The sequence below is a fragment of the Microcoleus sp. B3-D2 genome (genome assembly GCF_036705345.1).
Taxonomy (GTDB): domain Bacteria; phylum Cyanobacteriota; class Cyanobacteriia; order Cyanobacteriales; family Microcoleaceae; genus Microcoleus.
Genome location: NZ_JAUBUG010000069.1, coordinates 1 through 14,007 on the forward strand (window position 1 = coordinate 1; position 14,007 = coordinate 14,007).

General features: G+C 50.5%; 12 protein-coding genes. 2 read left to right on the top strand and 10 right to left on the bottom strand.

The features are described from left to right. From QUB14_RS28785 to QUB14_RS22470, 7 genes are all read right to left on the bottom strand, one after another. A partial coding sequence (locus QUB14_RS28785) for an NAD(P)-binding domain-containing protein (protein ID WP_445251883.1) occupies positions 1 to 167 on the bottom strand: 167 nt, incomplete at its 3' end. Positions 168 to 226: 59 nt separating this feature from the next. After that, positions 227 to 979: a nitroreductase gene (locus QUB14_RS22445; protein ID WP_333297326.1), complete on the bottom strand. Its 753-nt coding sequence runs from the start codon at positions 977 to 979 to the stop codon at positions 227 to 229. Further along, positions 976 to 1,446: a MarR family transcriptional regulator gene (locus QUB14_RS22450; RefSeq protein WP_333219456.1), complete on the bottom strand. Its 471-nt coding sequence runs from the start codon at positions 1,444 to 1,446 to the stop codon at positions 976 to 978. The genes QUB14_RS22445 and QUB14_RS22450 overlap by 4 nt, the downstream gene beginning before the upstream one ends. Positions 1,447 to 1,678: 232 nt before the next feature. Further along, on the bottom strand, positions 1,679 to 3,895 hold the full coding sequence (locus tag QUB14_RS22455; RefSeq protein ID WP_333219454.1) for a xanthine dehydrogenase family protein molybdopterin-binding subunit: 2,217 nt from the start codon (positions 3,893 to 3,895) through the stop codon (positions 1,679 to 1,681). 18 nt (positions 3,896 to 3,913) lie between these two features. Continuing rightward, complete coding sequence (locus QUB14_RS22460; protein ID WP_333219452.1) at positions 3,914 to 4,906, bottom strand: xanthine dehydrogenase family protein subunit M; 993 nt, start codon at positions 4,904 to 4,906, stop codon at positions 3,914 to 3,916. Then, positions 4,893 to 5,738 (bottom strand): 2Fe-2S iron-sulfur cluster-binding protein, encoded by an 846-nt coding sequence (locus QUB14_RS22465; RefSeq protein ID WP_333219449.1) that lies wholly within the window; start codon positions 5,736 to 5,738, stop codon positions 4,893 to 4,895. Before QUB14_RS22465 ends, QUB14_RS22460 begins: the two co-directional genes overlap by 14 nt. A gap of 63 nt (positions 5,739 to 5,801) precedes the next feature. Continuing rightward, a complete protein-coding gene (locus tag QUB14_RS22470; protein WP_333219447.1) occupies positions 5,802 to 6,746 on the bottom strand; it encodes a (R)-mandelonitrile lyase in 945 nt (314 codons plus the stop codon). Between the two features lie 287 nt (positions 6,747 to 7,033). Between QUB14_RS22470 and QUB14_RS22475 the strand changes: the two genes are divergently transcribed. Beyond that, positions 7,034 to 8,017, top strand: a complete 984-nt coding sequence (locus tag QUB14_RS22475; protein ID WP_333219445.1) for an AraC family transcriptional regulator — start codon at positions 7,034 to 7,036, stop codon at positions 8,015 to 8,017. A gap of 191 nt (positions 8,018 to 8,208) precedes the next feature. On the opposite strand, the gene QUB14_RS22480 is transcribed toward QUB14_RS22475, so the two are convergent. The 3 genes from QUB14_RS22480 to QUB14_RS22490 all read right to left on the bottom strand — a co-directional run bounded on the left by QUB14_RS22480 (position 8,209) and on the right by QUB14_RS22490 (position 12,691). After that, a complete protein-coding gene (locus QUB14_RS22480; protein ID WP_333219443.1) occupies positions 8,209 to 8,874 on the bottom strand; it encodes a hypothetical protein in 666 nt (221 codons plus the stop codon). Between the two features lie 2 nt (positions 8,875 to 8,876). Continuing rightward, positions 8,877 to 9,869 carry an ImmA/IrrE family metallo-endopeptidase gene (locus tag QUB14_RS22485; RefSeq protein ID WP_333219441.1) on the bottom strand — a complete coding sequence of 331 codons (993 nt, stop codon included), beginning with the start codon at positions 9,867 to 9,869 and terminating at the stop codon, positions 8,877 to 8,879. A 290-nt stretch (positions 9,870 to 10,159) separates the two neighbouring features. Continuing rightward, on the bottom strand, positions 10,160 to 12,691 hold the full coding sequence (locus QUB14_RS22490; protein ID WP_333219439.1) for a VWA domain-containing protein: 2,532 nt from the start codon (positions 12,689 to 12,691) through the stop codon (positions 10,160 to 10,162). 213 nt (positions 12,692 to 12,904) lie between these two features. Between QUB14_RS22490 and QUB14_RS22495 the strand changes: the two genes are divergently transcribed. Beyond that, positions 12,905 to 13,891: an AEC family transporter gene (locus tag QUB14_RS22495; protein WP_333219437.1), complete on the top strand. Its 987-nt coding sequence runs from the start codon at positions 12,905 to 12,907 to the stop codon at positions 13,889 to 13,891. Positions 13,892 to 14,007 lie beyond the last annotated feature (116 nt).

The following is a 14,007-nucleotide window of genomic DNA, read 5'->3' on the forward strand; positions in this document are numbered from 1 at the left end:
GAGACCGCGAGTGCGCCATAAGCCAGCACATCGGCCTCGATCGTCTCAGGGCCGCGAGAGTTGGCCACCTTCACGTCGTGTCCGGCCTCAGCCAGTTTGCGTGCCAAAGTCTTCCCGATATGACCAGTACCCAAGATCCCGATGTTCATTTTCTTCGTGTTACTCATGGTAAATCCTCCGTGTAAATCTTCCGTTTTGAATGTGAATGTCTGATAGTGAATGTCTGTTAATTGTGGAAAGTCACGCTTTCTTCGATAGGGGCCTTGTCGATCCGGTAGCGATTGGCGGTGGCCGCCTTGTCGGGATAGCCGAACGAGATACCGAACAGCATCTTCAGGGACGGATCGATGCCCAACAGCTCGCGGATCGTGTCGGCGTAGAAGCCGAGCATCGTCTGCGGTATGCCGCCAAGTCCGTGCGCCGTCAGCGACAGCAACAACGTCTGAGCGTACATTCCGATGTCGCCAGCCACTCGCACATCGTCGCCAAAGGAAGGCATGAAGAGCAACGCGGCGTGCGGCGCACCAAAAAATTCCAGATTGTATCGCGATGCGAGCCGGCGATCTTCGGTCGCCTCGCGCGGGACGCCAATCGCCTGATAGTAGGCCGCCCCTTGCGCCTTTGAGCGCTCGCTGTAGACGCCGCAAAAATCGGCGGTGGAGAAGCTGAAGTCCGGTGTCATCCGACCAGCCTCGTCGTCCGCAAGGAGAGCCTTGCTGAGCGCGTCGCGTGTCGCGCCGGAGACGATGTGAACCTGCCAGGGCTGGGTGTTGCAGTTCGAGGGTGTGCGTTGTGCGTCTTCCAGAACCGAGCGGATCACAGCGTCGGGGACAGGGGTTGGCAGGAAACTCCGGACAGAATGACGCTCACGCACAGTCTCTTTAAAAGACAATGTTTGCGACGGCCCGTTTGCTAATTCGATGGTGCTGCTTGTTACAGGTGTTGTATTTGACATGGTGAATCCCAAAAAGGTGGTCATTCGGTAATCCAGTCGGGGGCGTTGGCTGAACGGGGATGACCTAGCCCGTTCAAGGTGTCGCGAAGCTCGGCAACGTCTTCATCGGAGAGACGGCAGGCCGTCTCAATCTTTTCAGGGATCGAGCACGCTGCGGAGCGGAGTGCCTCGCCCGCTTCTGTCAGATCGATAAGAACGCGGCGTTCGTCCAGCAGGTCACGGGTGCGCGTCACCAACCCCGCGCTCTCAAGGCGCTTTAAGAGCGGCGTCAAGGTTCCGTTATCCATACCGAGTTCTTGCCCTACTTCCCCAACAGTGCGCGGGGTGCCCTCGTAGAGAGCCAGCATGACCAGAAACTGAGGATAGGTCAGCCCCAAAGGCTCAAGAAAGGGCCGATGAAGCCGAATGACGCGGTTCGACGCACTATAGAGGGCAAACGAAAGCTGCCTCCCCACCTGTCGCCGTTGGTTGATGTTCGAGTTGTTATCCATTTAAAAATCCAGTCAACAACCATTATATAGCACACTATATAATAGTTCAATACCTATAATTCACTTTTTTCTGGACCAGTCTTGCACCCCTTCCCATGCGTTGCACCAAGGCGACGGTACGAAGATTCTTCCACACTGCCCACCGTTGCCAGCGCGCACCGTTCCCCCTGAGGTTCGTGGAGGCGATCGCGCCTCGACTACCGCTGGCACTTCAATCAACAAATGACCTGACTCACAGCAGCTTTTCCGGCGTAATCGGCAGGTCCCTGATGCGTTTGCCCGTGGCATGAAACACAGCATTGGCGATCGCCGCCGGGATGCCGACCATGCCGAGTTCGCCCATGCCCTTGACACCGAGCGGATTGACGACTTTATCCTCCTCCTCAACGAATATCGTTTCGACCTCCAAGATATCGGCATTAACTGGCACGTGATAGTGCTGCAAATTCGGATTCATGATCCGCCCGTAACGGTGGTCGATTTCAGTCGCCTCTTGCAGCGCCATACCAATGCCCCAGACAACGCCGCCGATTTCCTGGCTGTGCGAGGCCTTCGGATTCATGATCTTGCCGCAGGCGCTCACTTCAATGGCGCGCGTAACGTGGACAGTTCCCACATCCGGATCGACCTTCACTTCAATGAACTGCGCGCCGTGCGCCAACGTCGCATACTTCTCGCGCTCCTCTGAGGGACGCGACTCGAATGTTTCCGTGATTGCGGTGAGACCATTACGCTTCATCACTGCGGAGATGTTGACGAAACGATCCGGGTCGCTTTTTAGTCGCAGTTGCCCGTCGAGCATCTCGACATCGGAGGCGGCAGCCCCCTTGAGCGGAGAATTCGGTTCCTGGTTCGCGAGCGCGAGCAACTTCGTGCCGATCGTCAGAGCCGCCCCGCGCACCGCCGAGCCGACGCTCGCCGTCGTCCAAGAGCCCCCCTGCGACGGCGATCGAGGCAACTTCGTGTCGCCGAGTTCAAATTTCACCTGCTCCAACTTCAGCCCCAGATACTCGGCAGCGATCATGGTCATCACCGTGTAGGTGCCAGGTCCGATGTCACTGGTCGCACTGGCGACTCGCGCCGTGCCGTCCGCCTGCAGCGTGACGAGGGCTGCAGCGGGCATCTGGAAAGCGCCCCAGACGCCGGTCGCCATCCCCCAGCCAACGAGTAGGCGTCCGTCACGCATCGATCGGGGCTCGAACTTGCGATTCTTCCAACCGAATTTTTCCGCGCCGAGCCGGTAGCACTCCCGCAACGCCTTACTCGAAAATGGCTTGCCGCTCTCGGGGTCGGTTTCGGCATAGTTGATCAGCCGAAGTTCGAGCGGGTCGATCCTCAGCGCGTAGGCCAGCTCGTCCATCGCACATTCGAGCGCGAACATACCGCTAACGGCCCCCGGTGCGCGCATCCAGGTCGGGGTGGGGAGGTCGGTGTTGGTAATCTTCAGCGGCGCGTAGAGATTCGGACACGCGTAGACTTGGCGCGTGAAACGCGTGGTGTCGTCTGAGAACTCCTCGAGGGTGGAGGTGTTGTGCACGGCTTCATGAATCATCGCGGAGAGCTTTCCCGATCGCTCCGCACCGAGCGCGATCTTCTGAATCGTGTGCGGACGATAGCCGTGGCCGGTGAACATCTGCGTGCGCGTATAGACGACTTTGACTGGGCGCTTGAGTTCGCGCGCCGCCATCGCCGTTAGCGCCGGATAATAGTTCGGGCGCAGCGACGATCCGAAAGCCCCGCCGACAAAGGGCGAGACGACGTTCACGTTTTCCTCGGGCACGCCGAAGCTCGAAGCCAAATGTTCGCGCACGCTATAGACGCCCTGCGTCTTGTCGAAAATGGTGAGATTATCGCCTTGCCAGACCGCGATCGCCGCGTGCGGCTCCATCGGGTTGTGGTGCTCGATCGGGATGCGGTACTCGGCCTCTACCTTCACAGCCGCTGTACGCATCGTCTCTTCGGGATTACCGCGCGTCTTCGGAGGCGGCTCTTTAGTGGGGACGCGCGCGCTCGCGCGCACCGCCTCAGTGTCGGTCGCGTGCTGCTGTGAGTTGTAGGAGACTTTAACCAGACGTGCCGCATAACGTGCCTGCTCGTATGTCTCGGCGACGACGAGTGCCACGGGCTGCATATTGAAGAAGATTTTGTCGGACTGGAGCGCCCGAAACGACTTGTCTTCCTCTTCGGTGGCGCGGGGCGGGGCCTGCTCCGTGGAAGACTTCGGACCAAGCTTCGGTGCGTTCAGGTGCGTGAAGACGCGAATTACGCCTGCGGCGCCTTCAGCCTCACGCGTGTCGATTGATTTAATCGTGCCCTTTGCTACGGTTCCCAGCACGATAAAACCGTAAGCGAGATTGGGAACCTGGAATTCCGCCGCGTATTTAGCCTGACCCGTAACTTTGGCTACGCCGTCCACACGGCTCATTTCTTTTCCGATGTATCTTGCCATTTCGTTTATCCTCCCTAATTAGGCCGCACCGCTCGTCATCGCTTGCTGCAAAGCCAGAACAATGGCGCGTTTTCCGAGTTCGACTTTATAACCGTTATGTTCAAGCGGTTTCGCATCTTTGAGAGCCGCTTCGGCAGCAGCCTGAAAAGTTGTTTCCGTAGCAGGTTTTCCGATCAGAACTCTTTCGGCTTCGGGCGAACGCCAAGGTTTATGCGCGACGCTGCCCAAAACAACCCGTGCCTGTTTGATGGTGTTGCCGCTTGTTTCTAAAGCAGCAGCCACGGCAAGCAGTGCGAAAGCATAGGAAGCCCGATCGCGAACTTTTAGGTAATAAGACTTGTTGGCGAAGTTATTCTTCGGCATTTCGATCGCGACGATCAATTCCCCATGCTGAAGATTGTTGTCTTTTTCAGGCGTGTTGCCCGGCAAGCGATGAAAATCCTGGACCGGGATTGTGCGTTCTTGCCCGGAAGTGCCGCGAATCCTGAGTACCGCGTCCAGCGCATAAAGCGCATTCGCCATATCGCCGGGGTAAGTCGCCACGCATTTGTCGCTGTAGCCCAAAATGGCATGAATGCGATTGAGTCCCTGAAGCGCTCCGCATCCGCTGCCGGGTTCGCGTTTGTTGCACGGCATAGCGATGTCGTAAAAATACTGGCAACGGGTGCGCTGCATTAAATTTCCCCCGTTGGTCGCCATATTGCGAAGCTGGGCGGAGGCGCCGGCTAAAATCGCCATTGACAGCAGCGGGTAATTTTGCCGGATGAGCGGATGGTTGGCCGTGTCGGTATTTTTGGCTAAGGCGCCGATCGAAATTCCGTTCGAGGTCGATCGAATTTCCGCCAGATTCAAACCTGAGATGTCAACAAGTTCGCTGGGACGCTCGACGTATTCTTTCATCAAATCAATCAAATTTGTCCCGCCTGCGAGAAACGTTGCCGTTTGATTCGCGGAAACGGTGCGAACGGCGCTTGCTGCATCGGTGGCGCTGGAATATTTAAACGGTTGCATCGGCTTTGCCCTCCTCGTTTAATGCAACGGCAATTTCTTCATCGCTGGCAAAATGCCAAGCCTGGGCTGTTTCGCGCCCGGACTGAACTTCTCTGATTGCCGCAACGATTCCCGGATACGCGCCGCAACGGCAAATGTTGCCGCTCATGCGTTCTCTGATTTCATCATCAGAGAGTGCTACATTCTGGGCGATCGTCCCCAAATTGTTAGTGACGTGACTCGCGTCGCCGTTTTTGGCTTCCTGCAGCAGCGCCACCGCCGAACATATCTGCCCCGGAGTGCAGTAGCCGCACTGGAAGCCGTCGTGTTTGATGAACGCCGCCTGCATCGGATGAAGATTGTCGCCGTCAGCGATACCTTCGATCGTCGTCACCTCTTTCCCCTCGCAGCTAGCGGCAAGTGTCAGACAAGAAAGCACGCGGCGCCCGTCAACGATCACCGTACAAGCGCCGCACTGTCCTTGATCGCATCCTTTTTTGGTGCCGGTCAATCCAAGTGTTTCGCGCAGGGCGTCGAGCAGCGCCGTGCGCGAATCCACTTCCAGGCGTTGGGCCGAGCCGTTGATTTTCAAAAGAACCTTAACGGCGTTTTCAACCGCAGGGGCCTGGGCGAATACGGCGTCGGGTTCCGCGGCGAGCGTGGCAAAGACCTCCTCTTTAGCCAGCAGGTGGAAGGCGAAGGTGCCGAGTAGGGCAGCCATGCTTTGCCCCAAGAATTTGCGGCGAGCAGCGCCGACAATACCGAGTTGGTCGAGCAGTGTTTCTTCGTCCGCGCTGAGCTGCGAATCGCTCTCGGTTGAACTGAAATCTTTCCGTTCTTGATTATCGTCCATGATTCTCCTTGCAAAATTCTCAAACCACCCCTGGACAAGTGTTTGTTTTTCGCCCCGGCTCTTCTAACGCTCTGCACCCACCGCAGGCGCTTCTGCCCCTTCGATCGGGCGTCCTTTATTCTCGAAGACTTCCTTAGCCACGGCAATCGCGGTAACTGCGTTAGGCCAGCCCGCGTAAAACGCCAAGTGGGTAATGGTCTCGATCAACTCGTCTTGGGTGACGCCATTTTCGCGCGCTCTGGCGAGGTGAAATCGAAGCTGGTCGGGACGGTTCATCGCGATCAGCGCGCTGACGGTCACCAGGCTGCGATCGCGCTTCGATAGCTGCGGGCGTTCCCAGACATCACCAAATAGCACGCTGTCGGTAAGCTCGACTAACTTGGGAGCGATATCGCCGATCGCTCTTTGGGCCGGCGTCGGTTGCACACGGACACCGGGGACGGAGCGTGCAGGCACAGCGGATGCCGACCGTTGCGCCTGGACTGGCGTGCCGTACTGCTCGTCGCTGACCTTTTCCATCCAGTCGGTGCTCTTGCCGTCGAGCTGTTCCACGATGGCGATATGCGTCATCGCGGTGTTTGGCGAGGCTCCGTGCCAGTGTTTTACACGGGGCGGAATCCGGACGACATCTCCTGGCCGGATCTCCTCGATCGGCCCCCCCCAGCCCTGCACCCGCCCGACGCCCGCTGTCACGATCAGGGTCTGACCAAGCGGATGGGTGTGCCATGCCGATCGAGCACCAGGCTCAAATGTAACGTTGGCGCCAGACGTGTCTGCTGGATCGTTGGCCTGGAACAGAGGATCGACGCGCACCGAACCCGTAAAGTTTTCGGCTGGTCCGTTCCGCGAGGGCACAGAGCCGCTTCGCGTGATGTTGATTGTCTGCGAATCTTGCATTGGCGCGGTCTGGGGAGCACCGGACCCCTCGGCGGCTCCTGCCTGATTTGCTTGGGCCGATACCGAAGCGAGCAGAGAAAGCAATATGACCGTTGCCGTGAACAGTTTCATCGTTTGAATTCCTTTGGCTACCCCAATTGTAGAGATCGAACACTTAGCGCCTGCTCTATCAATAGGGATGAATTTTTTAAGAAGCAAGGTTCGCCTTGATGCCCTTTTGGTTGTCAGTAGGCGAATCTCTTGCCCAATCAAAACTGAGTTTTCTCTTGTATAAAAATCCAGAATGCTTATAAGAAGCCGAAATGGTTTTTCATTGCTTTAGCTTCATTCTAAGAATGCTCAAGGGCAAGCAATAGAACGATCGTCTAAAATTGTTGTACAATCCTGCAAACTTAGAAATGAACGCTGCCAAACTGAGTGAAAAGCCCGATATGGAGTTAATGAACGACCCGCAGGCAAAGCGCGAGGCAGATAGAGCGCAAGCCCACAGAGACGAACTGACCGAGCGGATTGCACGGGCGATTCGTCATGATGGGACGATTGAGCCGCTCCAAGGATTGCACTTCTACCGCTCCTCCTCACCTTCGGAATGCGTTCATAGTGTCTCGATTCCTTCCTTTTGTGTCATTGCTCAGGGCAGCAAAGAAGTGCTGCTAGGCAGCGATCGCTACCAGTACGATCCGATGCACTATCTATTAGGGACGGTCGAACTACCGATTGCCAGCCGAATTCTAGAAGCAACCCAGGAAAAACCGTACCTGGGGCTTCGTCTGGATCTCGACCCCACCCTGGTTGGCTCAGTCATGGTTGAGGCAGGCTATCCCTCAGCTCAAAGGGAGGCTAGTGTCAAAGCGATCGATGTCAGTCCACTGGATACCAATCTGCTAGACGCTACGGTGCGATTCGTCAGGTTGCTCGATTCCCCGGTGGAAGCTCATGTGCTTGCACCCCTGATTAAGCGAGAAATCATTTATCGACTGCTGATGGGAGCGCAAGGCGATCGGCTGCGTCAAATTGCCGTTCTGGGTGGCTCTACCCACCAAATTGCTAGAGCCGTCGATCGACTTCGTAAAGACTTTAACCAGCCGCTTCGGATTGAAAGCATCGCACGAGAGCTGGGAATGAGTGTATCGAGCTTCCACCATCACTTCAAGTCTGTCACTGCCATGAGTCCCTTGCAGTTCCAGAAGCAACTGCGGCTCCAGGAAGCTCGCCGTCTGATGCTGGGGCAAAACCTTGACGCTACCAGTGCTGCCTACCGTGTGGGTTACGACGATTCCTCGCACTTCAACCGAGAGTACAAGCGGCTCTTTGGTATACCGCCGATGCGCGATATGGAGCGGCTGCGAGAAGCTGCTAGGCAGATTGCGAGTTCAAAATGATCTCCTCAATATGCCCTAATCAGGCCAGAAATCGCTAAAACATTCAAAAGCGGTTAGCGGAAGCGATTAACAAAGTTGATGGGCAAATTGAGTATATTACCAGTTGGCGGATGACGGCTAAGACGGTGGAAGATGAAGATGAGGAAATTCCGTTTTAAGCCAGCACTAAGGCAAGCGTGTCACACTTAAATCTACTTGTAAGGATTTAGTAGATTACCTGCCTCCTGCCGACACTCCTCAATATAATTTTTTAAAGTAGCTAGGGAGTTCTCAGGTGTTGATTTAAGCCCTGAACCAAAAACACTCTTAATTGCTGTATCACATTCTCGAACAGGAACAAGGAAATCTCGAATAGTCTCAAAGCCATCGGCTTCAATATTTCTGAGAACAAGTTGCTCTAAGCACCATAATCTATGATTGAGAGATTCTTGAATGATAGGTAAGTTAACTTTTGCTAAGGCTTTGATGAATCTTTTATCTCCCGTAAAAATCTGAGCAGATTTATCTTTTTGGATAATTTGTATAGCATGACTTGTGAGAATGGCTTCACCTTGATCGATATTTTCAATATTGGATAATTGGATAAAAATTTCTTGGTCAATATCCGATTCAGATATTTTTGGTAAAGTCTTAGTAAGGTAAAGAACTTGTTTATAATTAATCAGAGAATCTTCTGGTTTTCGACTTTTACCTGCTTCAAATTTTTTCCAATCGCCTTCAAATTTATATTGTGCCGTCTCTAGGATATTAACTTGCTCAGAACTAGCATCAAATAATTGAAGAGTCTTATCGAATAGCTGGAATGTAGCAAGCTTTTTGATGATGTCATTATCGATGCAATAGATACAAGCAGACAAAGCTATTCTCCTAAAATTTGGTCTAAGTAATCAGCATTATCGTCACTTAATTCCTCCCAATTTAGATGCTGCTCTAAAAATTTGTTAATAGTCTTGTGTCCTTCTTTAGCAGGATTGATTAAATTTACACATCCCATAGACAATGCAAAATAATCTTTATTATACCAGCCATAATTTAAAGCTAATGCAGATGGATCAATAGTTGAGTCACTTTGAATAAGTTGAATAATTTTATTCTTTAGGTCTTTTGCATTGTTAAATTTTTTATGGCCGATGGAGTTGTCAAAACTGTTGACTAGCAGTTTAACTGCAAACTGATTGCTATCTGTTTCTTCTCGATCATCACAGTCTTGCTTAATATCATCATCAATCAAAATACCTTCTTGAATATGACCAAGGGCGAGATGACCCAGTTCATGGGCAAGATCGAATGCTAGACATACGGGTTGTGTCTTACCACTACTCAAGACAATCACGGGATGATCGGCTTGCCATTGGATCATGCCTCTAATTTTGCGGGTATTTTTAGGGTAATTCTTAAAATAGACAACAGCGATACCATGTTCCCAACAGTAATCGAGCAAGCTGTATAAAGTGACTTGAGGATGTTTGGCAACTATCTCTGAACGAACTTGATGAGGGTCGGATGGGATGGGCTGAAATTCGAGCTTTCTAGTATCAGCGACCACTTCCGCAACCCGTGAGGCAAGTTGATGGGCAACATCAGGTACGTCTGCTTTATCCTGTTGATGGTACTTGAACTTGGTATGGAGTAAGGGCTTAAACTGAGGCTTCTGATTCTCGGCTAAAAGACTCTTGAGGTCTAGGTGCAGACGTTGGGCAATATGACCAGCACCCTCTAGGACGGCGACGGGTTTATTGTCTAGTTCTTCATTCCACCAACTGGGCAAACCTTTTTCTTGAACGAAACGTTTTGAGAAACCTATCGCCGAGAGTTTTTTATAGAGAACAGACATTGATAATGTTTGTGTCATTGGTTTGCCCTCCGTATTAGAATTCGCGTAATATCATTATAACCTAATTGCAGAGAATTTGGCTACTAGATTTTTTATAGAGCGTTGTTCTCTATCCTACCACAGAATAAACTTTCGCAAAAGCAACACCAAAGGAAAGTTACAAACCCGAACGATTCCGCTCGCTCCTTTCGTCTTGGCAACCTAACACTTGTCCCATCTACCTATTTCCTAGTCGCCACCCCTGCGCCTTTGCGGTTTATTTCAATCACCCATATTTAACCAAGGTGGGCCAAAGCCCACCCTAATTCCTACTTCCCTACCGTGAAATACTCATTCTTAGCATACACGCTAATAATGCAGTCTCCCACTTCAAAAAACATCCCCTCTTGCTCATCTTTAGAAAATTGCAAGTTGCCGTATTTAGAATTAATTTCCTCAGCCGTCGCCGCTTTTGCCTCCATTTCATCCGGGATAAGTCCGGTAGAACCGATATAGAAAACCAGCGGTGAAACTTTTTCCCTGTACACTTTTTCGGCATAAGCTTCCAGTCGCTCATTCGCATTAGCTAAAGCAGCGACAAATTCGTCTCGCTTGACATCTTCTCCCTGCCATTTCGCTTGCAAAAGCCGTAGCAAACTATCTGCACCCACTTTGGCTAAAGTAGCGCTAACAATTCCGTTATCCTCCAACCCCAAAAACTCATCGAAAATCAGTTTCATCAAGTCGTCAACTTTGGTGATTTTTGTTCGGGATGACAGCGTTTTGTGTGCGAAGACAACAGGCTCATCTAAGGTGATGTCAAATGTCGGTTTTGCTAGCTTTTCGCCCGTGTTTTTGTGGTAAACTTCATAAAGGCGATCGAGAAATTTGTTGGCCGAGTGCAATTTGCCGAAATTGAGGATGTTTTTGCTGCCGATGTCGATTTTGTAGCTGACTCGAGAATCTACTGAACCGTTGGCGATCGCACTTTTTAAATCTGTGTATTCCGTCGTCGTGGGAAAGTTGATGTAAAGGCTTTTTGACAGATAATGCTGTTTCAATTCTTCCAATTGTTCCGCAGTGTAAGCCTCGGATTCCTCCTTCAAATGAGCCGAGAGAATGCTAGAGAGAATTTTGATTTCTGCGAGTTCCTCAAACACTCCGTCAAGGCTGCCGTAACGCCCGTCAAAAGGCACCAGGGGCAAAGTCTCTAACTTAATATCGTACTCTGAACGAAAGTCAAATTCTTGCACGGGCGAACCGTCTTTTTCAAGGACACCGCATTTTTTGAGCAAATCAAACACTGGTTTACTGCTGATTTTGGTTCGCAGCGACTTGATATTAACTTCGCCGTCGCTGACAATGGTATAATTGTTGAAAGTATTGAGATCTGTAACTAGAATTCCCGCCACTTCTGCGATTAAAGTTTCATCCTCAACTTTTACCAGCTTAGCTTTTCGGGTAATCAGCATATTGATGGTAGCGGTATTTTGATTGATGGCAAATGAACCCATTTGCACGTATTCGCCACCATCTAAGAATTCAGTTTTCAGCCAAGGCTTGACAAGGTTGCCGTTTTCGTCTCGCTTTCCTTCAATTCGCTTCAAACCTTTTCGCTGATAATTTTCTTGCAAGTGTTTCAAGTTGATGATAATGCTGTTGCTGTTTTCCTCCAATATCTTGATTAACTCCAGCAGGGAAATTTTCTCGCTGACTTTTACCCGATCGCCAATTTCATGATTTTTCAACACCTCATGCGCAAAAACAGCCTGTTCCAAATCTTCCGTAAACTCGGCTATTTGGGCATTTGTCAAAGCTTTCGCGTGTTTTTCCGTCAAAGTAGCGTCGAAGGTGCTCGCCAGCGCATACTTAGCCGTATTTAAATTGCCGTCAGCGAGGTTAGCTTTCGCAAAAGCAAAAACCGACTCATCAGTTTGAGCAACGGGAACATCTAGCTTGTCATACTCATCTTTGGCGACTTTCTGATATTTGTAAAAAAGTCCGCGATCGTCTGCTTTCAGCCCGCAGATTTTCAGCGTGCTCGATGAACCGTTGATTTTCTTGCCACTTTTGGAAACAAAAACTTGATAATCATATTCCTTAATTAACGGTTCTGCCAGCGCAGGTGCAACGGAACTGCCTAACAGTTTGGTGCTATCGTAAAGAGCATCATAAACCATTTTGACTTCGCCAGCGCGGATGCAATTTCCCGATAATGTGTTGGCGATTTTGGAGAGAAGTTTGAAGTCGGCAGAGGCATAGGATATCGTGTTGGCAAACACATCCATGTCTTTGAGTTCTTCGCAAATTTCCCCTAGCTTTGCAGCTTCCGAATTGGCACTAGGGTCATTTGCATAGCCGTCTGTGTGCAAATTGATCGCTGTCATTTCTCCCGCTTTAACCAGAGATTTAGCGAGTTGCATTGACTGCGATATGCAGGTACTGCCAGCCGTGTGGATTTTTTGAATTTCTTTGATGTATTGAGAGTCAAATTTCAGCACTTCTTGAATGGGAATTCGCTGGAAATGACAAATTACGTCCCCATTGCTAGCATAGGAAATCAGGCTGACAATTAGCTGGTAATTGTTGTATTCGTCTAAGGTCAAAAGCTTGATTAGGGTTTCTTTCAGCGGTTCTAAGTCATAATACATTGAGCCGGAACGGTCGATGATGATGATGCTGTGAGCGACGGATTTTTCTGGGATATCACCGGGCTTTCTTTCTAAATTTATGCGATCGACTATATAGAAAGCCTTTGCGTTTCCGGCAAAATTGTAGAGGGTAAATTTGGTGCGAGTATTGGAGGCTGCTTGGCTGCTGGAACTTTTGACTTGAGATGATTGTTTTGCTTGCCGTGCCATAGTTTTAACCTATGTTGATTTATTCCTCAACTTAATCATGACACGCGCTTTTGTGGATGTCAAGGCCTGTGTGGAAAATTATCTGCGAGGCTGAATAATCATTAATATTTAGGCCTGCGGTGCAAGGGAAAACTGCGGCGGTAGGGTAAAGGTGGGCTTTTTTGGCAAAAGTAGTGGATCTGCGTAAGTCGTTTAGTAAATATTTAGTCAATCATGCTTTATTTAGAAAATCCGCTGCTCAAACTTTATCTAAATTTGATCGGATGGGTGGCGTTGGGATTCATTCTCGGCCGCCTGCTACCGAGAAGCTATTCTACATATTTAGCCAAGTTTCTTTTCTTCTTTGGCACGCCCTTGAGCATTGTTGCTTTTATCCGCAGCGCCAATTTGTCGGGCGCTATTTGGATGGCGCCGCTGATAGCTTGGACGGCAATTCTAGCAGGTGGAGGACTCGCTTGGATTTTGATAAATTTCGGTGTCGGCGAGGAACGTTTCAAGAGTCTTAATCCGATCGCCCAAAATAGCCCGGAACACACCAGCGCTTGGAGTTTGCCCACTCAAGGCAGCTTCTTATTGGCAACGATGGTGGGTAATACGGGTTTTTTAGGCATTCCCGTCACCTTGTCCTTATTAGGCTCAGAACACTTTGCCTGGGCGTTGTTTTACGACTTGCTAGGCACTACCGTGGGAATCAATATACTGGGAGTTGCTATTGCTTCTCACTGCGGTAAAAGCGATCGCCCTCAGAGTTGGTTAAGTCCGGTGCGGGCAATTTTTCTGAATCCGGCATTGTGGGCTTTTGGTTTAGGATTTGTCTCGCGCAGCTTGCCGCTGTCGGCACAAATCGCAGAATTGTTAACAACAGGTGCTTGGACTGTAATTACTTTAGCTTTAATTACGATAGGGATGCAGTTGAGCAAGTTGAATTCCTTGCACAACCTCAAACAAGTTTTGGCTTGTCTGGCGATTAAAATGGTGTTAGTTCCCTTGGTAATTGGCACCGGATTAACGTTTTTGGGGATCGCGGGCGCGCCGCGACTTGTGCTAGTGCTGCAAATGGCAATGCCTCCTGCTTTTGGTACTACATTACTGGCAGAAGCTTTCAATCTCGATCGCGAATTAGCCGTAACTGCGATCGGCCTCGGCTGCGTTAGTTTATTATTCACTATTCCAATATGGATGAGACTATTTAATTTTTAATAATAAAAATTGTAATTGCTCACTTTAAAAAGTGCCTTACTTCAGCGCTCCCCATCACAAACATTGAGCGATATATGTTATCTTGATTTAAATTAACAATCACTAGAGTTGGAAAC

What these genes read in the sequence shown, in the direction of transcription:
- QUB14_RS22455 (WP_333219454.1), bottom strand. Translation starts at nt 3,895, where the DNA reads ATGGCAAGATACATCGGAAAAGAAATGAGCCGTGTGGACGGCGTAGCC.
- QUB14_RS22475 (WP_333219445.1), top strand. Translation starts at nt 7,034, where the DNA reads ATGAACGCTGCCAAACTGAGTGAAAAGCCCGATATGGAGTTAATGAAC.
- QUB14_RS22495 (WP_333219437.1), top strand. Translation starts at nt 12,905, where the DNA reads ATGCTTTATTTAGAAAATCCGCTGCTCAAACTTTATCTAAATTTGATC.
- QUB14_RS22445 (WP_333297326.1), bottom strand. Translation starts at nt 979, where the DNA reads ATGACCACCTTTTTGGGATTCACCATGTCAAATACAACACCTGTAACA.
- QUB14_RS22470 (WP_333219447.1), bottom strand. Translation starts at nt 6,746, where the DNA reads ATGAAACTGTTCACGGCAACGGTCATATTGCTTTCTCTGCTCGCTTCG.
- QUB14_RS22460 (WP_333219452.1), bottom strand. Translation starts at nt 4,906, where the DNA reads ATGCAACCGTTTAAATATTCCAGCGCCACCGATGCAGCAAGCGCCGTT.
- QUB14_RS22490 (WP_333219439.1), bottom strand. Translation starts at nt 12,691, where the DNA reads ATGGCACGGCAAGCAAAACAATCATCTCAAGTCAAAAGTTCCAGCAGC.
- QUB14_RS22465 (WP_333219449.1), bottom strand. Translation starts at nt 5,738, where the DNA reads ATGGACGATAATCAAGAACGGAAAGATTTCAGTTCAACCGAGAGCGAT.
- QUB14_RS22450 (WP_333219456.1), bottom strand. Translation starts at nt 1,446, where the DNA reads ATGGATAACAACTCGAACATCAACCAACGGCGACAGGTGGGGAGGCAG.
- QUB14_RS22485 (WP_333219441.1), bottom strand. Translation starts at nt 9,869, where the DNA reads ATGACACAAACATTATCAATGTCTGTTCTCTATAAAAAACTCTCGGCG.